The organism is Bacillus sp. 166amftsu, from assembly GCF_900107445.1.
Classification (GTDB): domain Bacteria; phylum Bacillota; class Bacilli; order Bacillales; family Bacillaceae_G; genus Bacillus_A; species Bacillus_A arachidis.
The window spans coordinates 752,977-779,269 of record NZ_FNQA01000002.1 but is presented as its reverse complement, the minus strand read 5'-3'; the positions used below and the strand labels follow the sequence as shown (position 1 = coordinate 779,269).

28 protein-coding genes and 3 pseudogenes are annotated in these 26,293 nt (G+C 33.6%); 23 read left to right on the top strand and 8 right to left on the bottom strand.

Features of this window, described 5'->3' with window-relative positions; translation table 11 throughout:
• The first annotated feature begins 213 nt into the window (after window positions 1–213).
• From BLV40_RS10825 to BLV40_RS10795, 7 genes are all read left to right on the top strand, one after another.
• On the top strand, window positions 214–570 hold the full coding sequence (locus BLV40_RS10825) for an FtsB family cell division protein (protein WP_090689743.1): 357 nt from the start codon (window positions 214–216) through the stop codon (window positions 568–570).
• A 176-nt stretch (window positions 571–746) separates the two neighbouring features.
• Complete coding sequence (locus BLV40_RS10820) at window positions 747–1,499, top strand: serine hydrolase (RefSeq protein WP_090689740.1); 753 nt, start codon at window positions 747–749, stop codon at window positions 1,497–1,499.
• 129 nt (window positions 1,500–1,628) lie between these two features.
• Window positions 1,629–1,955, top strand: coding sequence for a DUF3870 domain-containing protein (locus BLV40_RS10815; RefSeq protein ID WP_026591030.1), 327 nt, complete (start codon window positions 1,629–1,631; stop codon window positions 1,953–1,955).
• A 68-nt stretch (window positions 1,956–2,023) separates the two neighbouring features.
• Window positions 2,024–3,073, top strand: a complete 1,050-nt coding sequence (locus BLV40_RS10810; protein ID WP_090689737.1) for a dipeptide epimerase — start codon at window positions 2,024–2,026, stop codon at window positions 3,071–3,073.
• A 78-nt stretch (window positions 3,074–3,151) separates the two neighbouring features.
• Window positions 3,152–4,153: a C40 family peptidase gene (locus tag BLV40_RS10805; RefSeq protein WP_090689734.1), complete on the top strand. Its 1,002-nt coding sequence runs from the start codon at window positions 3,152–3,154 to the stop codon at window positions 4,151–4,153.
• 39 nt (window positions 4,154–4,192) lie between these two features.
• A complete protein-coding gene (locus BLV40_RS10800; RefSeq protein ID WP_090689732.1) occupies window positions 4,193–5,815 on the top strand; it encodes a peptide ABC transporter substrate-binding protein in 1,623 nt (540 codons plus the stop codon).
• A 151-nt stretch (window positions 5,816–5,966) separates the two neighbouring features.
• Window positions 5,967–6,494, top strand: a complete 528-nt coding sequence (locus tag BLV40_RS10795; protein WP_090689729.1) for a GNAT family N-acetyltransferase — start codon at window positions 5,967–5,969, stop codon at window positions 6,492–6,494.
• Window positions 6,495–6,557: 63 nt separating this feature from the next.
• Here the strand turns inward: BLV40_RS10795 and BLV40_RS10790 are convergent, their stop codons facing one another.
• Window positions 6,558–6,782 (bottom strand): hypothetical protein, encoded by a 225-nt coding sequence (locus BLV40_RS10790; RefSeq protein WP_090689726.1) that lies wholly within the window; start codon window positions 6,780–6,782, stop codon window positions 6,558–6,560.
• A gap of 159 nt (window positions 6,783–6,941) precedes the next feature.
• Here BLV40_RS10790 and BLV40_RS10785 point away from each other — a divergent pair, with 159 nt between their 5' ends.
• Window positions 6,942–7,421: a DinB family protein gene (locus BLV40_RS10785; RefSeq protein WP_090689723.1), complete on the top strand. Its 480-nt coding sequence runs from the start codon at window positions 6,942–6,944 to the stop codon at window positions 7,419–7,421.
• Window positions 7,422–7,494: 73 nt separating this feature from the next.
• On the opposite strand, the gene BLV40_RS10780 is transcribed toward BLV40_RS10785, so the two are convergent.
• Window positions 7,495–8,100 (bottom strand): undecaprenyl phosphate transporter UptA, encoded by a 606-nt coding sequence (locus BLV40_RS10780; RefSeq protein ID WP_026591023.1) that lies wholly within the window; start codon window positions 8,098–8,100, stop codon window positions 7,495–7,497.
• Window positions 8,101–8,435: 335 nt separating this feature from the next.
• On the opposite strand from BLV40_RS10780, the gene BLV40_RS10775 reads away from it, so the two are divergent.
• Window positions 8,436–9,566, top strand: coding sequence for an HD domain-containing protein (locus BLV40_RS10775; RefSeq protein WP_090689720.1), 1,131 nt, complete (start codon window positions 8,436–8,438; stop codon window positions 9,564–9,566).
• A gap of 40 nt (window positions 9,567–9,606) precedes the next feature.
• Here the strand turns inward: BLV40_RS10775 and BLV40_RS10770 are convergent, their stop codons facing one another.
• On the bottom strand, window positions 9,607–10,371 hold the full coding sequence (locus BLV40_RS10770; protein ID WP_090689717.1) for a DUF1836 domain-containing protein: 765 nt from the start codon (window positions 10,369–10,371) through the stop codon (window positions 9,607–9,609).
• 273 nt (window positions 10,372–10,644) lie between these two features.
• Between BLV40_RS10770 and BLV40_RS10765 the strand changes: the two genes are divergently transcribed.
• From BLV40_RS10765 to BLV40_RS29270, 3 genes and pseudogenes are all read left to right on the top strand, one after another.
• Window positions 10,645–11,094 carry a hypothetical protein gene (locus BLV40_RS10765; protein WP_026591020.1) on the top strand — a complete coding sequence of 150 codons (450 nt, stop codon included), beginning with the start codon at window positions 10,645–10,647 and terminating at the stop codon, window positions 11,092–11,094.
• Complete coding sequence (locus BLV40_RS10760; RefSeq protein WP_026591019.1) at window positions 11,082–11,390, top strand: YxcD family protein; 309 nt, start codon at window positions 11,082–11,084, stop codon at window positions 11,388–11,390. Before BLV40_RS10765 ends, BLV40_RS10760 begins: the two co-directional genes overlap by 13 nt.
• Window positions 11,391–11,650: 260 nt before the next feature.
• A pseudogene (locus tag BLV40_RS29270) lies at window positions 11,651–11,878 on the top strand (alanine:cation symporter family protein); the annotation flags it as partial.
• A 33-nt stretch (window positions 11,879–11,911) separates the two neighbouring features.
• Here the strand turns inward: BLV40_RS29270 and BLV40_RS10750 are convergent.
• Window positions 11,912–12,718 (bottom strand): alpha/beta fold hydrolase, encoded by an 807-nt coding sequence (locus tag BLV40_RS10750; protein ID WP_090689716.1) that lies wholly within the window; start codon window positions 12,716–12,718, stop codon window positions 11,912–11,914.
• Window positions 12,719–12,899: 181 nt separating this feature from the next.
• Here BLV40_RS10750 and ppaC point away from each other — a divergent pair, with 181 nt between their 5' ends.
• The 3 genes and pseudogenes from ppaC (at window position 12,900) to BLV40_RS10735 (ending at window position 14,995) form a co-directional block, all read left to right on the top strand.
• Complete coding sequence (ppaC, locus tag BLV40_RS10745) at window positions 12,900–13,832, top strand: manganese-dependent inorganic pyrophosphatase (protein ID WP_026591017.1); 933 nt, start codon at window positions 12,900–12,902, stop codon at window positions 13,830–13,832.
• A 240-nt stretch (window positions 13,833–14,072) separates the two neighbouring features.
• Window positions 14,073–14,512 (top strand): annotated as a pseudogene (locus BLV40_RS10740) (DUF6884 domain-containing protein).
• Window positions 14,513–14,611: 99 nt separating this feature from the next.
• Entirely contained in the window at window positions 14,612–14,995 is a 384-nt protein-coding gene (locus BLV40_RS10735) for a hypothetical protein (RefSeq protein ID WP_090689713.1), read from the top strand.
• Window positions 14,996–15,087: 92 nt separating this feature from the next.
• On the opposite strand, the gene BLV40_RS10730 is transcribed toward BLV40_RS10735, so the two are convergent.
• From BLV40_RS10730 to BLV40_RS10720, 4 genes and pseudogenes are all read right to left on the bottom strand, one after another.
• Window positions 15,088–15,447, bottom strand: coding sequence for a hypothetical protein (locus BLV40_RS10730; RefSeq protein ID WP_026591014.1), 360 nt, complete (start codon window positions 15,445–15,447; stop codon window positions 15,088–15,090).
• A 166-nt stretch (window positions 15,448–15,613) separates the two neighbouring features.
• Window positions 15,614–15,781: pseudogene (locus BLV40_RS10725) on the bottom strand (acetylglutamate kinase); the annotation flags it as partial.
• 814 nt (window positions 15,782–16,595) lie between these two features.
• The gene (locus BLV40_RS28530; protein WP_170833633.1) at window positions 16,596–16,757 is read right to left on the bottom strand and encodes a hypothetical protein; all 162 of its coding nucleotides are present in this window, start codon (window positions 16,755–16,757) and stop codon (window positions 16,596–16,598) included.
• Between the two features lie 93 nt (window positions 16,758–16,850).
• Window positions 16,851–18,113 (bottom strand): APC family permease, encoded by a 1,263-nt coding sequence (locus tag BLV40_RS10720; protein ID WP_090689710.1) that lies wholly within the window; start codon window positions 18,111–18,113, stop codon window positions 16,851–16,853.
• 133 nt (window positions 18,114–18,246) lie between these two features.
• Here BLV40_RS10720 and BLV40_RS10715 point away from each other — a divergent pair, with 133 nt between their 5' ends.
• The 8 genes from BLV40_RS10715 to BLV40_RS10680 all read left to right on the top strand — a co-directional run bounded on the left by BLV40_RS10715 (window position 18,247) and on the right by BLV40_RS10680 (window position 26,291).
• Window positions 18,247–19,161, top strand: a complete 915-nt coding sequence (locus tag BLV40_RS10715; protein WP_090689706.1) for a LysR family transcriptional regulator — start codon at window positions 18,247–18,249, stop codon at window positions 19,159–19,161.
• Window positions 19,162–19,210: 49 nt separating this feature from the next.
• A complete protein-coding gene (gene recQ, locus BLV40_RS10710; RefSeq protein ID WP_090689703.1) occupies window positions 19,211–21,328 on the top strand; it encodes a DNA helicase RecQ in 2,118 nt (705 codons plus the stop codon).
• A 23-nt stretch (window positions 21,329–21,351) separates the two neighbouring features.
• Window positions 21,352–21,732, top strand: coding sequence for a gamma-glutamylcyclotransferase family protein (locus tag BLV40_RS10705; RefSeq protein WP_090689701.1), 381 nt, complete (start codon window positions 21,352–21,354; stop codon window positions 21,730–21,732).
• A 289-nt stretch (window positions 21,733–22,021) separates the two neighbouring features.
• Entirely contained in the window at window positions 22,022–24,118 is a 2,097-nt protein-coding gene (locus tag BLV40_RS10700) for a HelD family protein (RefSeq protein WP_090689699.1), read from the top strand.
• Window positions 24,119–24,204: 86 nt separating this feature from the next.
• The gene (locus BLV40_RS10695) at window positions 24,205–24,537 is read left to right on the top strand and encodes a DUF952 domain-containing protein (RefSeq protein ID WP_090689696.1); all 333 of its coding nucleotides are present in this window, start codon (window positions 24,205–24,207) and stop codon (window positions 24,535–24,537) included.
• Window positions 24,538–24,638: 101 nt separating this feature from the next.
• Entirely contained in the window at window positions 24,639–25,403 is a 765-nt protein-coding gene (locus BLV40_RS10690; protein ID WP_026591006.1) for a serine hydrolase, read from the top strand.
• Window positions 25,404–25,493: 90 nt separating this feature from the next.
• Window positions 25,494–25,847: a GNAT family N-acetyltransferase gene (locus tag BLV40_RS10685; protein ID WP_231503916.1), complete on the top strand. Its 354-nt coding sequence runs from the start codon at window positions 25,494–25,496 to the stop codon at window positions 25,845–25,847.
• 42 nt (window positions 25,848–25,889) lie between these two features.
• Window positions 25,890–26,291, top strand: coding sequence for a GNAT family N-acetyltransferase (locus BLV40_RS10680; protein WP_026591004.1), 402 nt, complete (start codon window positions 25,890–25,892; stop codon window positions 26,289–26,291).
• The last annotated feature ends 2 nt before the right edge of the window (window positions 26,292–26,293 follow it).

Sequence of the window (26,293 nt, the reverse complement as noted above, 5' to 3'; positions counted from 1 at the left end):
CTTTTTGCCTAGCTTAAAAACATAAAACACTAATATATAGCACAAAATATAAAATTTTCATCTGAAATATAGAGATGTCGTCGAAAGGTATCTCTAATTGGTTAATTTATGAGATTTTTTTATGGAGGAGCTTATTTTACGTGAAGAGAATTTAGGTTAGTAAGAAAGTATGCCTGTGGTAGTGAAATAAAATGAGTTAGGGGGATTTAAAAAATGAGGAAACTCAAGAAAGTAAATGTTCCTAATACACTACAACAACAAACACAGTATAATGAATACCGAGTTATGAATAAGAGAAAATTGCGTCGGTTTATTTTAGCTTTTATTTTTATTTTTTCAGCAACTTTTTATGTTCAATATATTCTTACTAAGCAAGAAGAAATAATTGTAGAAAAGCGAGCTACGATTAAAAATCAACAAAAGCAATTAATTTCTATAAAAAAAGATTCCCGTTATTTAAAGAGTGAGATTGCAAATTTGACTGATAATGAAGAAGAGATTTTAAAGTTTGCGAGAAAAGAGTATCAATTCTCTAAGCCGAATGAAACTATATTTGTATTACCTGAGTAGATAGCGTGTGTTAAAAACAGTTAGCAAAGAGCTAACTGTTTTTTTACACGCGCTTTGAATGAGTTGGGAGAAGAAAGCATAATGTCACTGATTTATGCCCTTTATAAAAATATATGGATATATCGATAATAGCGAACAGTTTTTGTTGTTATAATTTTCAAAAAGGAGAGGGGAATATGAAAAAAACAGACTTTATATATGAATTAGAGAAACAAATTAAAAGTATAAATGGAGATGTAAGTGTCATGGTACAAGGGGAAATTATGTATCGGTACAATGAACAATTGATTCATCCGTCAGCTAGCCTTATTAAGTTACCTATTCTTTCATGTGCTATAGAAACGATGAAGGAGGGTATTTTAAATCCATATGAATTAATTTCTATTGCATCTCTTGAAAAAACTGGAGGAAGCGGTATAGTTGCTTCATTACGTACACCAAATATAACGATACAAGATCTTATTACATTGATGATTACAGTTTCTGATAACACTGCGACGAATTGGCTTATAAATAAGTTGAAAATGAATCATATTCAAAGACATATTGATTCACTACGGTTAAATGGGACGAAACTACAACGATATATGATGCAAGCACCTAAGGAACCGGGAAAGGATAATGTCACAACAGCTGAAGATATTGTATCTTTACTAAAGTACTATGAAAACGAAGAACAGTTTTATAAACCACTTCAAAATCAACAATTTACCTATAAATTATGTGGGAAGTTAGAGAGGGTTAAAGGGCTTTTAACAGCGAACAAAACGGGAGAACTGCAAACTGTTACACATGATGCTGCAAGACTGAACATAAATAACCGAATAGTATATGTAGCTGTTTTAAGTTCAAATGTTGAATGTGTACATCATACGAATTATATATTTTCAGAGATTGGAAGTTTAATTGTACAATATTTACCAAAATAAATATTGTTAAAATTCTGTCAATTGTATATAATATACAGTAAACGGATACATTTCTTAATTAACGATGAGTCGTCAGCCCATGCGCCTGTTAAGAAAACCGTTATCCTCGTATAGGAAAGGAAGATATATGTGTATGCTTCTAATACGATTTATATCGTAGGGGACGCTAAAGCACCTCAAAATAATCCTATTACAGAAAAGTTTAAAAGCTACTTTGTTGCGTTTGTTGTAGAAAAAGATACAGGGAAAATTGTGGATGCGGATTGTTCAGCAACCATTGCATTAACGAGCCAATTTGTAAAACATTTATTTCTACATAGAAATATGAATGACCCACAATTAGTAGAAGAGATTAGAAATCGGTATTTCGGATCTTCTCAAAAAGCATTACTTGTAGCATTAAAAGATGCACAAAAAAAATATAATCAAATCGCTGCTTTGTCTACACATTCATAGACAAAATCCAGCCATAAGAGTCGTTCTTATGGCTGGATTTTTTTATTGGACAGAAAGGATGAATGAAAATGAAAATCATGGATCTAACGTTAAAACGGCGCTATATCAAGCTTCATACACCGTTTAAAACAGCATTGCGCACTGTAACTGAAATTGAAAGTATTGATGTTTTTATTCACACAGATGAAGGTATTGTAGGAAAAGGAGCTGGAGCTGCGACTCCGGTTATTACTGGGGACTTTGCGAGTGGAATGGAAGAGGCTATTTTAGGACCGATTCGCTCTGTATTAATCGGGAAAGAATTGCAGCAATTTCAAACATTACTGTTACAAATTCAAATGAGCTGTGTAGGAAATACGAGTGCGAAGGCAGCGGTAGATATGGCGTTATATGATGTATATTGTCAACTTCATAATATGCCATTATATGCGTTACTTGGTGGAAAGAAAGAGATTCGAACAGACATTACAGTAAGTGTTGATGAGCCTTTATTAATGGTCAAAGAAGCAAAAAATCATGTGGAAAAAGGATTTCACATATTGAAAATTAAAGTTGGTAAATCAGCCGATCTGGATTTAGAGCGTATTGAAGCAATCAGAAATAGTGTACCGAAGGATGTTACTTTGCGCTTAGATGCAAATCAAGGTTGGAGTCCAAAAGAAGCTGTCGCGATTATTCGGGAAATGGAAAATAGAAAATTAAATATAGAATTTGTAGAGCAACCCGTTCATGCGAAAGATTGGGAAGGAATGAAATATGTAAAAGATCATGTACAAACACCAATTATGGCTGATGAAAGTGTTTTCTCAGCGCAGGACGCTTTAAAGCTTGTTCAAGGACAGTATGCTGATCTATTAAATATTAAATTGATGAAATGCGGCGGGATACGGGAAGCGTGGAAGATTGCTGATATCGCCGGCGCTGCCGGTGTAAAATGTATGGTTGGCAGCATGATGGAATCATCGCTTTCCGTAACAGCGATTGCACATGTAGCAGCCGCTCATCCAAATATTCATTACTTTGATCTTGATGCTCCTTTATGGTTAATGGAAGAGCCGAGCGGAATCACATATAACGGACCAAAGGTAAACCTGCATCATGCAGTGAATATAAAATAAAATTCCAGCAGAAGGGTTTTCTTTGAAGTCACAATTTTTTTGAACAGGGAGAAATATTAATAAAAGGGGGATGTGTTTATGAGGAAAGTCATTACTATGTTTTTTAGTTGCTTGTTAGTATTTTCATCTTTTTCTGTAGCGAATGCTGAAGAGGTAAAAGGTAATCAAGCATATGTAGATGTAGCGGCTGCAACATTATGGACTGGGCCCAATTTGCTTCGTCCTATTGATGAGCCAAGTGCAACGAATCCTGTTGATTTATGGAAATGGACGAAATCAATGACGCTTGATGAAAAGCTTTGGTTAACAAGTACAAATAAATTAGAAACACAAGCTTTATTGGGGCAGGAAGTAACAATCATTGATCGGCAAGGTGAGTGGGCAAAAGTAGTTGTTCATGGTCAGCCAACGCCAAGAAATGAGGCTGGTTATCCAGGCTGGGTTCCAGTAAAACAGCTAACCTATAATCAAGAATTTGCAGAAAAAAAGGAGCAACCATTCGTTCTAATTACAAAGTCGACAGCTATTTTATACATTAATCCATCTGATAAATATAAATCTTTAGAGGTTAGTTATAACACACGTTTACCACTAATAAGTGAAGATAATATGTCGTATCGAGTATTATTACCAAACGGACAAAAAGCATGGTTACGGAAAAATGACGGAAAAGTATATAAATCACAAAATGACATTCCTATTCCAACAGGTGATGATTTAGTGAATACTGGGAAATTATTTTTAGGGTTACCGTATATATGGGCTGGAACAAGTGGTTTTGGATTTGATTGTTCGGGCTTCACACATACGATTTACAAATCACATGGTATCACAATTCCGCGGGATTCAGGTCCACAATCAAAAGCGGGGATTGCTGTTGAAAGAGAAAACTTGCAAAAAGGTGATTTAATATTCTTTGCGTACAATCAAGGAAAAGGGAGTGTTCATCACGTGGGCATGTATATTGGAGATGGAAAAATGATTCATTCTCCAAATGCAGCAAAAACAGTTGAAATTATTCCTGTAAACACCCCGGGTTACATTGAAGAATATGCAGGAGCACGTCGTTATTTACCTTAATAAGAGAGTAATAGAACAATAATACAAGGGGGTTTTCGAATGAACAAAGTTCTTCGTTTTTCATTAGTTAGTACGTTACTACTTTCTTCATTTTTAGCTGGTTGTGGAAAAGAAAAAACGACTACAAAACCAAAAGAAGAGAAGAAAATATTGCAGTTAACTGAGACAGGAGAAATTCCATCATTAAATTCCTTAAAAGTAACGGACGCTGTTGCATTTAACGTATTAAATAATGTAATGGAAGGATTGTTTAGACTTTCAAAAAACGATGAGGTCATTTCTGGTATTGCGCAAAAGTATGAGGTTAGTAAAGATGGAAAAACATATACATTTCATTTACGTGATGCGAAATGGTCTAATGGTGATTCTGTAACAGCACATGATTTTGTATATGCTTGGAAACAGCTTGTTAATCCCGAAACTGGCTCTGAATATGCATATATCATGTATGACGTGAAAAATGCAGAAAAGATAAACAAGAAGCAAATGGGGCTGGATGAATTAGGGATAAAAGCTCAAGATGATAAAACGTTTACTGTAGAGTTAGAACATGCTGTCCCGTATTTTACAAAATTACTTTGTTTACCATCCTTTTATCCAATTAACGAAAAGTACGCAAAAAAACAAGGAGATAAATATGGTTTGGAAGCGAATACAACTCTATATAACGGGCCATTTACATTGTCAGAATGGAAGCATGAAGCAAGTTTCACAATGAAGAAAAACAATCAATATTGGGATAAAAAAGAAGTGGAATTAGATGAAGTAAATTACCAAATTGTTAAAGAAATTTCGACGGTAGTAAATTTATATCAAACAGATAAAGTAGATCGTGCTGTTATTTCAACCGAATTCGTTGATAAATATAAAAATGATAAAGAGTTAAAGCAATATACTGATCCTGTTATGTATTTCTTCCGTTTTAATGAAAATGTACCAATTCTGAAAAATAAAAATGCTCGTCTTGCACTTAGTATGGCTTTTGATAAAAAGGGACTTGCGACTTCATTTTTAAACGATGGATCAGTACCTGCCAACTACTACGTTCCAAATGGCTTCTTGAAAGGGCCGGATAAAAAAGATTTTAGGGAAACAACGACAGAGTTTAATAAAACGAATGTAAAACAGGCAAAGGAATATTGGGAAAAGGCGAAGCAAGAAACAGGAATGAATGAAGTTACGTTAGAAATGCTAAACTATGATTTAGATAACTTTAAAAAAGTAGGAGAATTTATTAAAGAAGAATTGGAGAAAAACTTACCAGGATTAACCGTGAAAGTGAAGTTACAACCACACTCTCAAAAACTAGCATTAGAGAAAAAGAAAGAATATGAAATGTCATTATCACGTTGGTTACCGGATTATCCAGATCCAATGACGTACTTAGAAGTATTTATTTCAGAAAGTGGCGTCAATAATACAGGCTATGCCAATCTAGAATATGATTCATTAATTAAAAAGATAAAAATGGAATTAGGAAATGACGAAAAGGCACGTTGGAAAGCGATGCAAGATGCAGAAAAAATGCTACTTGATGAAGCGGTAATTGCACCGGTGTTCCAGCGAGGATTATCTTATATACAAAAGTCATATGTAAAAGATTTATATGTACATCAATTTGGGCCAGCAACTAGCTTGAAATGGGCAGATGTGAAAAAATAAAAATGAAGTATAGAAAAAACAGACTTCGGTTGAACGATAGTCTGTTTTTTTCTATAGATGTATATCGTTGTTTTGGGATTTGTAATATAAAATGAAAGAAAATTCATGATATAATTTAACGAAATAAACTTATTATGAAGGGGAAGAGAATATGTTAATCCAGGTCAATGACAAATCAATTCGTACAGAAAGACTTTTAATGAGAAGACCTACTTTAGAAGATATTGATGCATTCCATCAAATTGTGAAAAACGATGAAGTTGGTAGATGGCTTGCAGTATCTAGAGGGATGTTAAGGGAAGAAGCCAAGCAGTATGTTGAAAAAATCATAAAACATTGGACTGAAAATGGTTTTGGTGTGTGGTTCCTATTTCATAAAACAACGGGAGAACTAATGGGGCATTGTGGTTTAAGATATATCGATGAAACAAGAGATGTGGAGATTATGTACCTTCTTGATCCGAAGTTTTGGGGGAACGGGTTTGCTACAGAGGCTGCTCATGCATCGATTCAATATGCATTTCATGATTTGAAGGTTCAAAAATTAATCGCAAGAATTAAAAGTACAAATGAGAAATCGAAGAATGTTTTAGAAAAGATTGGATTTACATACACGCACGATGTAGATTATGGTGGACGTCAATTATCATATTATGAATTTAAGAATGTATTTCAATAAAAATTGATTAGTATGTAGGACAAATATAAAAATAGGAACAGCTTTTTGAAGCTGCTCCTATTTTTAATATAAAGGGTTTTGTTGTGGACAATTTGGAAAAGGATGTATATCTTGAATTTGTCTAAAATCATAATGTTTCATTGCAAATTGCGCTTGATATAAGTATTCATACAAATAAATATGTCCACCGTGTACACCACATAAGACTCCAGATGTTCCTTGACCGTTTACTAAAGAAACTCCGACAGGCTTACCGATTAAATATTGAACTTTTTGTTGCCAATGCATGTGTAAATTCCTCCTTTTACGATAATATACGAACTTAGGAAAGGAATGGTTGCTTATCCGTTTGCTTTTACTTAATGCAGGAGGATTTTCTTATACCGTCTAGAATAAGTCGATGTGAATGACATATGGTAATGAAAATTAAAGAACAAGGAGAGGCTCATGAGTAAAGAATCTATTTTGAAGGAAAAGTTAAGTTTAATAGAATGGTGCAAGGGATTAAAGAGTTTACCTGATCATATATGGTTTAAATCTTTTCGAAATGGTTCCTGGGGAATTGCAGATGTTATTTCACATTTTATAATTTGGGACGAGTTTTTAATTCAACATAGGGTATCTTATTTCATACATTTAGAAAGCCTAACGAATGTTTCAAATGATGTCGAGAAAATGAATAATAGTGCTATTCAATATGCAAGATCTGGTATTTCAAAAGATGGGATAATTAATCAATTCACTCTTACAAGAGAGCGTTTAGTCAGTCTTATAAAAGAGATTCCTAGTCAAAATTTTAATAATGATTATCAATTCGGAAAAGAAAGTATGAAGTTAAATGATTATTTTTTGATACTTGTTCAACATGATTTGAAGCATAAAAAAGAAATCATTGATTTTTTAAAAAGTAACCAGATTCAATTATAAAAGTATAGCGACTTAAAAAACACCATCAATTCAGTTGATGGTGTTTTTTAAGTCGTTATCTTAAGTGATTCATTTAACCAAGTTTTCTTCGTTTTTTAAACCATATTTTTAAAGTGAAATATAAAACAATTAATATGACTCCACCAATAGCGAACGATGTCACATATGGTCCAGCTACTTCGTTAATATTACCCCAATTTTCTCCTAGCTTTTCGCCTAAATAGATAAAGATGATAGACCATGGGATAATTGCAAGAGCTGTAAGTGTAATAAAGCGTATAGGTGACATTTTAGTAATTCCGGCAGGGATCGAAATGGCATGGCGAACGACTGGAATGAATCGTGCTGTGAAAATAACACCGGTTCCATAGCGGTTAAACCATGCTTCTGCGGCATCAATTTGTTTTTTATGGATGAAAATGTATTTACCATAGCGCTCTAGTACAGGTCTTCCCCCGTAACGCCCGATCCAATAAATAAAGATTTGGGCGATAACACCACCAATCGTACCAAATACAACGGCTCCTACAAATGAGATGTTTCCTGAGAATACTAAATAACCTGCATAGGCGAGAACGATTTCGCTTGGGATAATCTCAATCATAAGTCCAAGCATAACGCCCCAATAACCAAGGCCTTCTAAAAATGATAATACGGAATGAATAAAACTACCTAACATGTTGCACCTTCTAGTCCATAAATTTTTAAAAATTGTAAGAGGTGAAATGCCACTTACTGTTTAGGGAAATAATATATAATTGATTTCTCATATATAAATTATACATCAAACGTTTACCGTATAGCTATTTTAAGGTTTTTACGTATTTGTGAAAGATAGTGTTAGTACGATCTTGTTTCTAATCTTTATAGTAAGGTATACAAATTGGAATTTCATGAAGAGACAATAAAAAGTATATTAAAAATTTCTCATACTTAAAGGAGAATGAAGTTTTTAATAAACAGAAAATTCGATATAATATAATAGAAATTTTATTATTTGAGGAGGGGGAAACTGTGCAGATTACAGATTCAATTTATGGAAGGGTTTCGATTCAAGATAGAGATATCATTGAATTAATAAAGACAAAAGCATTTCAAAGATTGGCTCATATTAAACAGCAAGGACATACATATTATTTACATCCGAATGCAACACATACAAGGATAGAACATTCTATAGGGGTATATGTACTTGTAAATAAAGTTATAACGCATCTTACTACAATCAGTGACATTGATTTGACAGAATATGAGCAGAAAGTTGTTTCTATAGTAGCTCTTCTTCATGATATTGGGCATGGTCCATATTCACATTGCTTCCAACGAATATCTGGTCAAGATCATGGTGATTGGACGATACAGATTATTCAAGAAGATAGAGATGTACGTACTATCTTAGAACGGACACCTAATTTATTAGAAGGTGTAATCCAAGCCTTGTCAGAAGAAAATAGTTTTCCAATTATCGATGAACTCTTATTTTGTTCATTGGGTATGGATCAGCTTGATTTTTGGAATCGTGATTTATATTATTCATCACTACAAGTAGAAAGAATTCCAATTGAGAAACTCATTTCTACTATGCGTATGGTGAATCAAAAGCTTGTCATTGAAGAATCTGGAGTACCGTATATAGAGCATCTAGTAAAGGTGAAAAGCGCTCTTTATCATAATGGATTTGGTCATCCATTTGTAGTGGGAAAAGATTTATTATTTCAACTTATTTTTCAGAAGATAAAAGAAGATAACATTTCATTTTATAGCCCACTATTACAAAACTTTTTTCAAAAAAGAGAAAAAGAATTAGAAGTAAAAGATTTTGTCCATTTAGTTGATGAGGTTATTTTAAATGAAATGAAGTATTTTGCAGTATCGGAACATGAGCAATTAGCAGAGTTAGCTCAATTATATCTTTCAAAATCACGAAGTTTAGATTGGGAATCGGGATTAGAAGGTGACTTTGCATGTTATAAAAAAGAAGTACGATATATATCGGAAGTTATGAAGGAAAAGAAAGGGTATAGTTCATACATAGGTGGTATTTATATAAATAAAAATTCGCATTTCATGGATATTTTAGAGCTATCCAAATACATTAAAGAAATGGTCGCTTTGCCAAAAAGAGAGTATATGTACTATTTATAATAAGAAAGAAAAAAAGAGAAGCGAATTTCGCTCCTCTTTTTTATGGTTTCACATCTAAATTTTGTAGAAATAATGTTGCCGATACATAGCGTTTTGCCAACATTTGTACATATGCGGTATGTACAGAGAGCGTTGCGATAATAATCGCATTACGAATGGCTTCCCGTTGTTCATTGTTGATTTGGTCAAATTTACTTGCGATTTTATCTGCTTTTTCTTTTACAATATTTTCAATTGTACGAATGGTATCAGTCGCGTTTAATTGTAAACAACCACCTTGATTTAACTCTTCAAATAAAGAGGAGTAAGCAACGTATAGATGAACAGGATTAATTAAATCATCACTTCGATCAGCTGGATCATTTACAATAAGTCTTAATAACTTACGTATAGATTCAAAGTCTAGTGCAGTTTTCAAATCTTCTACAATAAATAATAATGCTGCTTGTTCAATTGAATATTTTTTTCCTTTTTGTGGTGAACCGATCATTTCTTTTATATCTCGTTTTACCCAGTTTTGCATAGCTGTTACCGAAAAACTGGTGTTTTCAATTTGATTACCAAGCGCAACAATCTCATTTAATGAAAAACCAATATCTGTATCTTCAATTTTAATTAGTTTTTCAAAAATAGGTGAAAGAGCGGTTGTAATAAAAGCTGTAACACTTTGACCACACTCAATATCTTTTTTATGTGACTTTGCCCAAGCTTCTTGCAAAATAACGAGAGGCCTTTTTGTATTCCATCCTCTAAGAGAAAGAAGGAGCGTCGCCATTTCGTTTCGTGTGAGATGAAATGTTTCCATCTTTTCACCTCCAAAATTATAAAAGTTCTTATGAACTTATATTATGTTTAGTTGCTTGTAAAGTCAATTCTGTTTTTCTTTATTTTTCCTGTTAACTTAAGTTTTTTTAAATTATTAATAAAGTTAAGTAAATAACGCTTGCTTATTTCAATAAAAGTTCATATAATAGGTTCATAAGAACTTTTTATTTAACTTTAAAATAAATCTATCATTCTTATTTTAGAGAAAGATAGATTTCACATATATCTATAGTAAAAGGAGACTGGATATACTATGTTGAAAAAACTCGTTACAGTAATGACTGCATTTATGGTTGTTTTTGGAGCTAGCAGTTTTGTTTTCGTAGATCATGCAGCAGCGAAGAGTTACAAATCAGGTAAAAAATCATTTACACCAAGTTCAGGACAGAATTCGAAAGTGGATTTAAACAAAAAAGACTCTAATGTGAATGCACAGAAAACAAACCCTGATTCAAAAACAAAAGCATCAAACACAGCACCAAAGAGTAATAAAGGAAGCTTTATGAAAGGTTTATTACTAGGTGGTCTTGGTGGTTTATTAATGGGAAGCTTATTTGCAAACATGGGAGCACTTGGTTCTGTGTTAGCGTTCATGGTAAATATGTTAGTAATGGCTGGTATCGTCATGTTAGCGATTCGAGCATTTAAATATTTCAAAAATCAACGTAAGAAACAGGCGGAAGAAGCAGTATGGAAACGATAAAAATCTCTGAACAAGAGCTTATAAATGCACTATGTGTATATATTGCAGAGAAGCGTCAAGTTGGTCCAGAAGCAGTTTTAGTTGAATTGATGTATGATGATGACTATGGTTTTTCTGCTGAAGTAGAAGTAAATGGTCGCCAGCAAATTTTAATTCAAGCAAACTTAATTGAAGCACTTCGCTTATGGCTTGATAGGGAATACAATATCAATCCATTTGCAGCAAGATTACAACTTGAATTAGATGATAATGAAGGTATTTTCGCATTAGCGAATTTAAATAACTCGGATGAGTAATAAAGAGGGCTGTTGAGAGTAATCTCGCCAGCTCTTTTTTAGTATGTATATTTTAAAATGAAATAAACCTGGAACTTGAAAGCGGAGAGGATCGAATTCATTTCTTATGCTTATGAACTTTTAGGTATGGTGCAATTATAGATGGGGAAAAAGCTTTATTTGGTATTATACTGTTTTTATCTAAAGATCCAATGGGAAAGGCTACAAATAATTAGTTAGAGCATCTATAAGGAAAGAAAAGAAAGCAAAGGTGAATGCCTTTGCTTTTTTGATGGAATCTTGGTGATTGAAGGATAGGAAGTATGGCTTAACTTAACTTTCTTGCAATTTTACTTTTAACAAAATCTGCTTAAAAAATGTTGAAGGATTATGAAAGTCAGAAAAAAGCAGGATGTGAAGGCATTGAATTTTGGGAAGAAAAATGTAAAGAACTAGAAAGAAATAGTGCTAAGGAAAAAGTTACGATTGATCAAAGTGTAAAGTTTTGATTCTGAAAATCCCTTTTGTTTTAAAATATATTATTATAAAAGTGATTGGAAGAAAGAATGAAGCACATTGTTAAAATGATCAGTTTCTTCTAGAAATGGACAATGACAGCTGTTTTCGAAAATAACAAGCTTAGAATTATGGATATGTTCATGCAGATGTTCGCCCGCAGCTACTGGAATTAATTTTTCTTCTCTACCAAAGCAAAGTAAAGTTGGTTTGGTAATTGACTTTAATTCTTCACGGTAATCAACAACAGATTGATCAAACAAAATAGCACTCGCAATAGAAGCTGGAACTTTTGTTACTTCTTCAAGCATCCAAGTTGCATCTTCTGTAGAAAGAGGATTTTTAAACATGAGAGGGATAAACCCCTTTAGAAGCTCCGCTTGATTTGTTTGAACTTCTCTCATGAAGTGAATGAGTGTTGCGAAATCAAAGGCACCAATAGGGAAATCAGGCCATTTAAAATCAGACGCTAATTCATCTATAATAACAGAACCTTTAATATTTTGTTCTCCAAATTGCTTTATATATTCCCATACAACAAATGCTCCCATCGACCAACCTACTAAGATGACATCTTTTAATGATAAGCTTTCTATAAAAGCGTGTACATCCTGGGCATAGTTTGCAATCGTATGTCCAGTTTCAATATGAGGAGAGCGCCCATGACTTCGTAGATTAATCGAGATCGCACGATATTTTTCACTGAAATAAGGAATTTGTTTATGAAAAAAACGGCTGCTCATCCAAACACCGTGGAGAAAAAGAATAGGTGTACCTTTTCCTTGTTCTTCATAATATAATTCCACACCATTTTCAAGCTTTATAATAGGCATAATAATAAACCTCCTTTTCATGATTTTATTCGTTTTCCCAAAATTTTTTCCTTTTAATATAGGAGAAGAGGGATGTTTTTTGTGAATATGATAAAAACTTGATTTTATTTATAAAAAATGTGTTTAAAATATTGTCATATTTGCTTCTTTAAGATATCCTTTTCATGAAGAGGTGGAAATCATGGAAAAAGTACTAGTTTTCGGGCATAAAAACCCAGACACAGATGCAATTTGTTCTGCAATTGCTTATGCAGAGCTAAAAAAAGAATTAGGAATGAATGCTGAGCCTGTACGTTTAGGTGAAATCAGCGGTGAAACTCAATTTGCGTTAGATCATTTTAAAGTAGAAGGACCGCGTTTTGTTGAGACAGTAGCAAACGAAGTGGACAACGTTATTTTAGTTGACCATAATGAACGTCAACAAAGTGCTAACGATATCGAATCTGTTCGTGTGTTAGAAGTTATCGATCATCACCGTATTGCTAACTTTGAGACAAGCGATCCTTTATACTATCGTTGTGAGCCAGTTGGTTGCACAGCTACAATCTTAAACAAAATGTACAAAGAAAATGGCGTTGCAATTCGTAAAGAGGTTGCAGGTTTAATGTTATCTGCAATTATCTCAGATTCTTTACTATTCAAATCTCCAACTTGCACAGAACAGGACGTAGCGGCAGCTCGTGAATTAGCAGAAATCGCTGGTGTTGACGCAGAAAGCTATGGCTTAGAAATGTTAAAGGCTGGTGCAGATTTAAGCGGTAAAACAATGGAGCAATTAATCTCACTTGACGCAAAAGAATTCCAAATGGGCGATGCAAAAGTTGAAATTGCACAAGTAAACGCTGTTGATACAAACGACGTTCTTGTACACCAAGCGGAATTAGAAAAGGTAATTTCTGCAGTAGTAGAAGAAAAAGGGTTAGACCTATTCTTATTCGTTGTAACTGATATCTTAACGAACGATTCAGTTGGTCTTGCAATCGGTAAAGCAGTGAATGTTGTTGAGAAAGCATACAACGTAACGTTAGAAAACAATACAGCAACTTTAAAAGGTGTTGTGTCTCGTAAAAAACAAATCGTTCCTGTATTAACAGAAACGTTCCAAGCTCTATAAGAGTACTTCGGATGTAAAAGAACAAGCAGATATACAGTCTGCTTGTTCTTTTTTGTTTTTAGGAAGGATAAAATTTCGGATATCAAGGTCTATTCTTTTCCTATTTCATTTAGAAAAAATAAACCTTGGTCAGGAAGAAAAGAAAAACCTACTATTTTTATCCGTGAATGAAAAATGCTATGATTTTATTATGAAGTAGATTTTATGGGATTGAAAGAGAAGAGGGGAAAGAACGTAATAATGACAAGACTATGCATAATTCCATGTGGGAAAAAGAAGATTTGGGATAAAAGGGACCAACAGAAGCGAAGGGTGTATACATTAGTCCATTCGGAAAAGCATGCCAAGCATATGCTTCTCAATTTTTTACACACTGGGTTATTTTATCAGCTAAACATGGATTTTTATTGCCAACTGATATAATAGAAAAAAACTATGATCTTGCTTTTGATTCAAAAAGCGATGAAATTATTTGTATAGAACAATTAAAAAAACAGATGATTGATAAAGAGCTGCTAAATTTTGATGAAATTGTCCTGCTTGCAGGAAAGAAACATAAAAAAGTAGTAACAAAATTATATCCAGAAGAGATTATTTCTTACCCGCTAGAGGGATGTAAAGGGATTGGATATATGTTGCAGAGGTTGAAATGTGCGGTTGAAAATCATAACGAGATTTAGTAAAAGTTAAAGAAATCGATTGATACTGTATAAAAAAGTGTTGTGTATCGTTAGAAATACAGGCTTATAAGCTGAGAAGTTGGATGGGGAGATGTTAAAATGTCCTACAAGAATGAAATTGATAAGTTGCTATGTATGCTCGATCGGTTAGAAAATCAAGAGGTAGAAATTTTAGATATTACAGAAGAAATGTTGCCTGTTTATCTATTTTCTAGAGCTGATTTTGAAGAAGGACAATTAGGTTATCGTGTAGGAGGGTTAGAAAATGAATCTCTTATTGGAAACAAAAAAGGGGATTGGAAAGAAAGCTGGTTTGTTATTGGATATGAGGAATTAATGGGAGATCCATTTTTTGTTGATGTAAAAGATATTAATTTTCCAGTGTATACAGCTGAACATGGCATGGGTGAGTGGGAGCCACTTTTACATAGTGATTCACTAAAAGGATTTTTATCTGTATTAACATATCGAGATGAAGATTAATCATTCATAGAAAAAAGGGATGTAGAAATCCCCTTTATCATATTTAGCGAGAAGACCCCTACCTCAAGCGTGTAACGGTAGGTGGGGGTAGTTCAATTGTAATTGATTACTTCCTCCATAAGGCTTCTTATTTCTTTAACTGGTGGTTTTTTATTATACACATCAACATATGAAAAATAATAATTTAAATTTCTAACAAGACCTTTTCCTATTTTTGAACTAAGGAAAGGAAATACTTGTCCAGTGTAGTCTTCGAGAGATTTACAATAGTATTTTTCATCCAAATAAATACTGTATTTACATGTTAGCTCTACTAGTGGGATGCCTTCAGAATCATACACATCTTTAGATTCAAAAATGTCTATTAGTGCAAATCTATCATTAAGATAAACTTTTCTCTTCTTTTCAGGCTTATTAGAAAGAATAAAAGCGATACCTACTGCGTTAATCAATATTTTTCCTCCTATAAATATAAATAAGGATATTAATAAAATATCTCTATACATGTTAAATGTAAAGAGATAAGGTGGTTGGTAATAATTATGTAAAGGAATTTACGAGTTGATAGGGAGAAAAAGTTTAATAGATACCGATTCAAAAATGAATCGGTATCTTCTGTTATTGAAAAACTTGAGGGAATTGTTTTACGATCGCTGCTGTAATAGCGTCAGCCATTTCTAAGGCTTCTTTCTCTATTTTGTCATACAATTTAACACTGGATTGATAATCTTTATTTAAAATAGATACAGCCTCTGATTTTGTTAGTGCTAGATGTTCATAAAACATTTGAGCAATTAGATGAAATAAGAGCATGTTTTGATTAATCTTTTTTTAAACATGCTCTTTCTATTTGTCTTTTATCAGCGTCATTCTCATTAATTTGATCAAACTTTATTTTAAAGCTACACCTGTGATTCCGATCGAGCTGCTTCTGCTTTTCTAAAGAAGTTAGGCGGGAGATTAACTGTCCGTAAAAGTCCGATTGGTGAGGGCTAATAATCAGTTTCACTTTATAAAGAGATGTGGGAATTTATATGGATCTTAAAGGGGATTTTTTTAAGTCAATTGTAGGAAAGTAAATTGAAGATGTTAATAAGGGGGATATAAAAGAAATGAAGCCCTGCAAGGGAAGTTACAGGGCTTCGTAAGGGTATATTGCCGAGAATGTCGGGCTCGACAAAGTAAGCATAACATGAATTTCTTGGAAATAGTGCTGGTAAATGCGTCCAAATGAAGAGAGGCCTAGTGCGGAGGCTATAAGAAATCTTTCAAACAAAGTCAAAGAGACCTACTTCCCGCGGGCAGGTCTCTTTGGCTAGATAATGTTGATGAGTAATAACCCATCTGGAGTATCTTTATAGTAACAAACAGAATGGGGTTTGTGTATTGAGAAAAAAATTTTAGCTGTCATCAATAGTTACTTTATACGTGTAACAAATTCATGCTTTTGTTACATTTATAGGGTCATGGGGGAATAAAAAAGGCCTGCAAATAAAAGGCAGGTCGTAAGAAGGGACTTTAATCCAATAGATTCATTAAATATTAACAATTAGGATGAATGAAGTCCATGGGTCGCGCATTGAGAAATGTTGTATGAATGCTATTCATGTTTTTTCTCATTAAAAAAGATGTTAAAAAGCTTTTTGTAGGAAAATAAAGGTCGATATTTATAAATAGATTCATATTTCCAGGCATCATTATTAGAGACTTTGAGTTGTTTATCCGAAGAGCGAAAGGCAATTAGATTATTGTTGCGTTTCATAAATAAACCTCCTTTAATTTGATGCGGTTATATTATGGAAATGAATGTGTGATTTGTGTGAGAAATAGTTCAAATGAGAATCTTTTCTTTTCATTATCTTATTGAAATTTCCTTTTCATAAGGTTTTGGTCTGTTTTTGAAGTACTGTAATCCATAGAAAGCAACTAGTATTCCGATACTCATTAAAATCCAGATGGAAGAGAAAGAGAGAATGATAAAGAAACAGACAATTAAACTTAAAGAGAGAATTTTGTTAAATAAACCTGGTAATAATTTATATGCTGCAAAGATTCCGCATATGGTATTACAGATAAAGAAAGCATTTGCAATGGCTACGATTTGTTCAACTGTAATGAGATGGTTATATAGGCAGATAAATACGGCAGTATGTATACTTACTAATAACAGTAAAGAAAAGATTGGTACATTCGATTTCGTACGATAGGAAAGTTTAGAGAATTTCTTTATATATTTCGCCTCAGAAGCGATAAGACGTGAGACACCGCCAACAACCAATAAATATGTACTCATGCAAAGAACAGTAGTAATAAAGGCAATAAGAGGGATAGCAAACTCACCAAATAAAGTAGCTAATATGACTGTTATTCGTAAATTTTCTTGATTTGAACTTGGAATTTCAATCCATTGTGTAGCGCCTGCTACGACAAGACAAACAACCGTTACAGTAAATGTGCTTATCGCAATTGCTTGCGGAATCGTTTTCTTTCGATTTTTGACCTCCATACTGTAATTCCCAATAATCTCCCAACCTACTAAAGCCCAAAAGAGCAGTAAAATACTATATCCAAAATTACCAAAAGAAAAAGATGTTTGAAATAGATGTTCTGATCGAAGATGAGGAATAGAACTGATTCCTCCACTTAATAAAAGAACGGTTGCAGCTGTTGAAAATATAAATGATATTTTTCCAATAGATGATATATCTAATAATAAAATGAATATACAAACGCTCATTAAAAGAAAACCAATTCCCTCTAACGGAAATTTAAAGTTTGAAAATAAAGCTGCTATATATTGACTGGCTGTCATCAGAACAGCTGTTGGTCCTAGACAACCTGCTATGATAAAGAGAATAGAAGTTAATTGTTTTATAGAAGGTCCAAAAGCTTGATCGACTGCATGTGCAATTCCAGATTCACTGGGGAAGCGAATGCTTAACTTACCAAACAATGAAGCAAAAAGAAATCCAACTCCCATAATAAATAGCCAAGCAATAATGGCATAATCTCCAGTTGTTTTGTAAATAAGTGGGGGAAGTAAAATGATTCCCGATCCTAAAATGGGACCAATAATTAAGCTGCTGAGAAGTAATGGCCCTAATTTTTTCTTTCTCATATGTACATACATCTCCTTTTGAAAAATTAAAAAAATTTGTTTCTTTTATTGTAAATCGGGTTTATTTATCAGTAAAATAGATATATATGAAGTTAATTATCGGAAATTATGATGTTAGAATGGGGATATTGAAGTGGAGATTCGGCATTTAAAAACATTTAAAACAATTGTTGAGTTAGGAGGATACACACGGGCAGCAGACTATTTAGGGTATGCGCAATCTACTGTAACAGGACATATTCAAGCAATTGAACAAGAAATGGGACAGCCTTTATTCAATCGGTTAGGGAAAAAAATGGTGTTAACAGATGTAGGGAAGCATTTACTGCCTTATGCCAATGAAATGATTGCTTTGTCCGAGAAAGTAAAACAAATCCCAAGCATGGATAATGAGATTACTGGAAAAATTGTAATTGGTGCTCCAGAATCATTAACAATTTACCGATTGCCCTCTATTCTTCACGAATATAAAAAGAAGTATCCAAAAGTAAAGATCACATTAAAAGCTTCAACTTGTTGGGAATTACGAAATGATTTAAAGAGCGGGAATATAGATATTGCTTTTCTCTTAGACACAGAGCGTCATGAAGAGGACTTACATATCGAACCACTTGTCATGGAGCAAATGGCGTTTGTTTTTCCTAAAGACTATATTGTAAGACAAACAGATTCACAAGTTGTCCAATTTTCTCAAGAGGAAACCTTTTTGTATACGGAACGTGATTGCAGTTACCGAGCGTTTTTTGAACATTATTTACAAAGACAAGGAATTCAACATGAAAGTACATTTGAATTTTGGAGTATTGAGGCGATAAAACAATGTGTAATGTGCGGATTAGGGATTTCTTTATTACCAATTATTACGGTCCAGCAAGAGTGGAAAGATAAGAGATTACACGCTGTTATTGCAAATGAAACAAAGTTTGCGACACAACTTGCGTATCATAAAAATAAATGGTTTTCTCCAGCTTTGCATGAGTTTGTAACGATTATTCGTAAGCATGCGAAGCGATGGAGAGAAGTAGAGGGTACAATGATTTTCGAGTAATGATATAATATTACTAGATGAAAGACTAAGAAAAGCAGGTGAATCTTTTTTGTTTACAAAAGCACAAGAACTTTTAGCGTCCTATTTTGGTTACACGTCATTCCGCAGAGGGCAAGATGAGACAATTAAAAATGTATTGGATGGTAAAGATACCGTTTGTATTATGCCAACAGGCGGTGGTAAATCGATTTGTTATCAAATTCCGGCATTAGTATTTGAGGGGACGACATTAGTTATATCGCCGCTTATTTCACTTATGAAGGACCAAGTAGATACGTTAGTACAAAATGGAATTTCAGCTACATACATTAATAGTTCTATTTCAATTACAGAAGCAAACCAACGAATCCAATTAGCGAAACAAGGTCATTATAAGTTGCTATATGTGGCGCCAGAGCGTCTAGATTCAATGGAATTTGTGGATCAATTAATTGATATGAAGATACCGATGATTGCAATTGACGAAGCACACTGTATTTCGCAGTGGGGACATGATTTCCGCCCAAGTTATTTACATATACATCGTATATTAGACTATCTTCCAGAAAAGCCGCTTGTATTAGCGTTAACTGCGACTGCAACACCGCAAGTGCGAGAAGATATTTGTCGCGCGCTAGAAATTGATCAAAAAAATACAATTATGACAACGTTTGAACGGGAAAATTTATCGTTCTCAGTAATCAAGGGACAGGATCGAAATGCATATTTAGCGGACTATATTCGTCAAAATAAAAAGGAATCTGGAATTATTTATGCAGCGACAAGAAAAGTTGTTGATCAGTTGTATGAAGATTTATATAAAGCAGGGGTTTCAGTTGCTCGTTATCATGCCGGAATGAATGATCATGATCGTAATGGACAGCAAGAGCGATTTTTACGTGATGAAGTGAGCGTAATGGTAGCGACATCTGCATTTGGTATGGGGATCGATAAATCAAACATTCGTTATGTTATTCATTATCAACTCCCGAAGAATATGGAAAGTTATTATCAAGAAGCAGGACGTGCTGGCCGTGACGGATTAGATAGTGAATGTATTTTGTTATATTCTTCTCAGGATGTACAAGTACAGCGCTTTTTAATTGATCAATCCACTGGAGAATCACGTTTCTCAAATGAACTTGAAAAATTGCAGTATATGACAGATTACTGCCATACAGAACAATGTTTACAATCATTTATTCTAGAGTATTTTGGTGAAGAACCAAAAGAAGATTGTGGACGCTGTGGGAATTGTATAGATGAACGTGAGAGCGTCGACGTTACGAGAGAATCACAAATGGTTTTATCATGTATGATTCGAACAAACCAGCGATTTGGAAAGCAAATGATTGCACAAGTATTGACCGGATCAAAAAATAAAAAAGTAGTTGAATTCAATTTCCATACATTACCTACTTACGGTCTTTTATCGAATCGTAGCGTAAAAGAAGTAAGTGAGTTTATTGAGTTTTTAATTTCAGAAGAATTAATTGCGGTGGAACACGGGACGTATCCAACCTTAAAGGTAACAGAAAAAGGGAAAGAAGTATTGCTTGGAAATGAAAATGTGTTACGTAAAGAAAGAGTGGCAACAAGACAAATTGTACAGGATCATCCATTGTTTGAGATATTACGTGAAGTTCGGAAAGAAATCGCGCAAGGGGAAGGCGTACCACCATTTGTTATCTTCTCTGATCAAACGCTAAAAGATATGTGTGCGAAAATGCCACAAAGCGATGCAGAACTTTTACAAGTTAAAGGGATTGGAGAACATAAACTTGCGAAGTATGGTTCGCACTTTTTACAAGCAGTCATTCATTTTATTGAAGAAAATCCAGATTACGCGGATACGATTAAGACAGAAGTTGTTACGGAACGCAAGAAGCCTGGAAAATCATCGACAAATTCTCACTTAGAAACGTATGAAATGTATAAACAAGGAACGGAGTTAAGTATAATCGCAAAAGAACGAGGCTTATCAAGTCAAACTGTCGAAAACCACTTAATTCGCTGTTATGAAGAAGGAATGGAAGTGGATTGGCATAGTTTCGTTCCAGCAGAATATGAATCTCTTATTGAAACAGCAATGCAACATGCAGAAGGCGGATTAAAGTCGATTAAAGAACTGCTTCCTGCTGAAGTGAGTTACTTTATGATTCGTGCTTATTTACAAATAAGAAAATAGAGAAGTACAAAGGGGATAAGGAAATGCATTATGTTTTTGTTTACGGCACTTTAAGAAAACAACAATCAAATGCTCATTACTTACATAGGGCAACGTGTATAGCTGAAGAAGCATGGACTCATGGGAAACTTTTTGATACAAATGAAGGCTATCCTGCAATGATTCGATCGAAAGAGGATAAAGTGTATGGCGAAGTATATGAAGTAGATGATGAGATTTTAAAAAAGTTAGATGAACTGGAAGTGTATACAGGTAATCCAGAACAAGATTTATATGAGCGTATTATACAGACTATCTATTTTGGAGATTATAATAGGGATGCATATGTTTATGTTGCGCAGAATGACGAAATGTTACAAAAACTCATTTCTTCTGGCGATTGGACACGTTACCAAAAAATATAGCTAGGACTAATTAAGTTTTTTAGGAATTATGCAACATGTCCTTAGCTCAAGTTCTAGAGAATTGGTCAAAATTGCAGATTTACAGATAAACTATTTGGAAAATCAATTTAGAATGTTACTTATCTATTTAATTTAATAGAGCAGGCAAACAAAAAGGCGGAGGGCGTAAACCCTTTGTCTGTTTTTATTTTTGGAAAATTCTTACTCGATCTATTGACTTTGTAAACGTATTTTTTATACAATTGTATTTCGACTGAAATTTTCGAACGGACAGGAGGGAATCATCACAATGAGTACTATATTTGAAGAAGAATTCCAGCGGATGAAAGAGACTTTAGCTACAATGGATGAGCAATTAGAGAAATTGGAAAAGATCCCAGTTTATTATGGAGAAGATTTTAAAGAGCAAATCCTTGAAAGTATGAGGGAATCAAGTCGGAGAAACTTACGTGTTGGTGTACAAGAACCATACTTTGGACGACTAGATTTTCAGGAGGATGGACAATTAGAACCAAATCCAATTTATATTGGTAAAGTAGGTGTTTCAGATGAAGAAACGATGAAACCAATTGTTATTGACTGGCGTGCACCTGTTGCGAGCATGTTTTATTCATTTACTGGTGGTGAAGAATCGGCTTTTTATCATTCACCAGACGGACTAGTAGAAGGAGATGTGTATTTAAAAAGAAATATCGCCATTCGCAAAAGAGAACTAGAACGTGTGGTTGATACATATACAAAAGGAAGTGAAGATGTATCTCTTGCGGATGATTTTCTTCTATATCGATTAGGTGAAAATAAAGATAATAAATTAAAAGATATCGTTTCGACGATACAATCCGAACAAAATGATATTATTCGTGCAGAGAAAAACATGCCACTATTGATTCAAGGGGTTGCAGGAAGCGGAAAAACAACAATCGCTTTACATCGCCTTGCTTTTTTAATTTATGAATATCGTGAACAGCTAGAGGCAGAGAGAATGATTGTATTTGCACCAAACAGTTTGTTTTTAGATTATATTTCTAGTGTACTTCCTGAGCTTGGCGTCGGAAATATTAGGCAAACAACATTTCAAGATTGGGCGCTACGTACGTTAGATGATGCGGTGAAAGTAAAAAATACAGAAGAAAAACTGAAACAAGCTTTTGCAATAAATCGTGATGATAGCAAGGTTATGCTTGGTAAATTAAAAGGAACGCTGAAGTTTAAGTCATTTATTGAAAAAAGTATTGCTCAATTTGAAGAGAATTTAGTACCAGTAAAAGATTTTGAAGCGTGGGATAAAGCTGCTATTACAGTAGAAGAGGTTAAAAAATGGATACAAGTGGAATATAAACACTATCCATTAATGAAGCGTAGAGAAAGATTGGTTGGCCGAATAAAACGCTGGATTGAGATTGAACTTAAAAAGTTTGAAGGAACAAATGAGAAAAAAGTATTAAAAAAAGAAGCTACAAAGAGATTAAATGCCTATATGAAATTTTGGCCTAAAATGAGTCCGTTATCATTTTATAGTTCGATGATGCAGCGAAAAGAAATATTGGAACTTTTGCCTGAAGAACTTGTTCAAGACACAGAAAAAAGTTGCCGTAAAAAAGAAGTGTATGTAGAAGATTTAGCACCTCTTATTCATATTCACCATAGATTAGCAGGTATTGAAATCGGGCAAAAATTCCACCATGTTGTTATAGATGAAGCGCAAGACTTTTCACCATTCCAAATTTATATATTAAAAGAAATTACAATGGGTAATTCCTTTACGATTTTAGGTGATCTATCGCAAGCTATATATGATTATCAAGGAATTGAAGACTGGAATGACTTTAAAGAAGTGTTTCAAGAAACGGGTTATTTTGAACTGACGAGAAGTTATCGTTCTACAAAAGAAATTATTGAGTTTGCAAATGAAGTGATTAAAAATGCTGAAGTTCCAGTAGGATTCGCAACCCCTGTTTTCCGCAGTGGTGAGAAAGTAAAAGTTATTTCGACTGACGACCAATTTGCCGCAATTGTAAAGACTCTACAACATATGCAGAATGAAAATGTGAAAACGATCGCTGTTATAGGAAGAACAGATGAGGAATGCCGCGATTTATATGAGAAGTTAACAGCTGAAGGAATCACTGTTAATGTCATCGAAGCAAACCAAAATAAATATGAAGGCGGCATTTCAGTTGTGCCTGTGTATTTAGCAAAAGGATTAGAATTTGATGCGGTACTTCTTATCGATGTTGATGAAGTACATTATAAAGGTACAAAGCATGATGCAAAATTATTATATGTTGGATGTACAAGAGCTCTCCATGACTTACGAATCTTCTATTCTGGAGAAGCATCACCTTTAATTCGAGGAATACAAGAAGAGTTATATGAAAGTAAATAATAGATGTTTAAAGAGGATTTTCAAGTGACTAGCGGGAAAATCCTCTTGTTTTTTCTATAACTAAGAAGGGAAGAAGGAAAATGACTATGATTACAAAGATAATGAAAAAAAGAGAATGGGAAGTAGCAAAAGCAAAAGGAAATATAATTGAAGCTTCACTAATGCAAGAAGGATTTATTCATTGTTCTTTTTTAGAACAATCTCTTCAAGTGGCAGAAAAACATTTTAGCAGGGAAATGGAGTTAGTACTACTTCTAATTGATTCGTCATTAGTTGATGCGGAGATAAAATATGAATTGGCTTCTAATGGTCAAAACTATCCACATATATACGGAACTGTAAATACTCATGCTGTTGTGAAAGTAGTAGAACTTCAGAAAGAAAATGGCGTCTATGTTTTACCAGTAGAGTTGGAATAAAAATAGTAGAATACCTATTTGTTAACCTCATAAAAGGATTTTTGATTTGTATTATCGAAATACTGAAAGGGATAAAAACGAAATCGAGAAGAGGCGTACAAATGGAGGAAGTAATCAAGAAAATAAAAGAAATAAAATCGGGTCAGGTAGGTATCGTTGTTTATTCACCAGAAAGCCAAAATATTATCGCTTTATATAATGATGATATATTGGTTCCACTAGCGTCTGCCGCAAAAGTGGCAATTGGATTTGTGGTAGCTAAAATGGTTGAAGAGAATCAAGTTCGCTGGAGTGATGAAATCGCAAATATCGTATTTAATCCGAAAGAAGATAGTAAAGAAATATATCCACATCTACAAAAAAGAACTGTATTAACATTAAGAAATGCTGTGGAAGTAATGATTGCATGTCATGACAATTGTATTGCACAATCTGTTGTGAACTTTTGCGGTGGATGGGAAGAAGTAAATAAGAGAATTCAATGTTCCTTTTCAAAGATTAATGTTACGAAAGACCCAAGGGATGTGAAAAACGTTGGGAAATTAAAACAAGTTCTTAAACTTTTAATTCATATATTCCAAGGATATGAATCGGATCCAGTGTTATGGGAACCCATTATAAATGGAATGGTAAGACAACAAGGGAAATATGAGGGAATACGAAGTTACCACTTGGCACATATGACAGGTGGATTGTCTACAGCTGTTATGAATATTGGTATACTAGGAACATTTCATGAAAATCCATTGCTTTATGTAATTGGTGGAATGGAGTTACCAAATCGGTATGAGAATCAAGAAGCTGATATGAAAATAATAGAAACATTACAATGTTTGTATAAAGAGTATACAGGATGCTATTTATAATGAAGAGAAAGGAGAATAGACTTGGAAATTACACAACAAAACAATTCAAAAGACAGCGAGTACATTAAAAATAAAGTAATCCAATACAATATGTCTGTACTACCAGATGAAGTAAAAAGTCCACTAGAACATGTAAGTTTTCTATTAAAAGACAATGCTGGCAAAATATTTGGAGGCATAACAGGCACAATATATTTTTATCACCTCCATATCGATTTTTTATGGGTGGATGAGTCAGTACGTCATGGAGGATATGGTAGTCAACTATTAAATAAAATCGAAGAAATTGCCAAAGAGAAAAACTGTAGGCTTATACTACTTGATTCATTTAGTTTTCAAGCACCTGAATTTTATAAGAAACATGGTTACAGGGAGTTTGGCGTAGTGGAAGATCATCCTAAAGGGTATAGTCAACATTTTTTAGAAAAGCAATTAAAATTGTGAAATAATTATATTATGTAAATTGAATATTGGGAGGTAAATAGAATGTACAATTATACATTTCATCATAAACAACCTATTACTGCAAAAAAAGTGAAGCTACTGTACAATTCTGTTGGTTGGTGGCCTGAAAGAGATGAAGAAGATATTTCTAAAATGTTAGAGAATAGTATAGCGATTGGTGTATGGAAAGAGAAGCAATTAATAGGATTTGCAAGAGCAGTAACTGATGGTGTGTTTCGAGCGTATATTGAAGATGTTGTAGTACATAATAGTGTAAGGAATAAGGAAATTGGTGAGAAAATGATGACAATCTTGCTTCATGAGCTTGCTCATATAGATATTGTAAGTCTATTTTGTGAAGAAAAATTAATAAAATTCTATGGAAAACAACAATTCAAAGCAACGAGGCAAATAGTCATGCATCGTAATCAGCTTACAAGATAAGA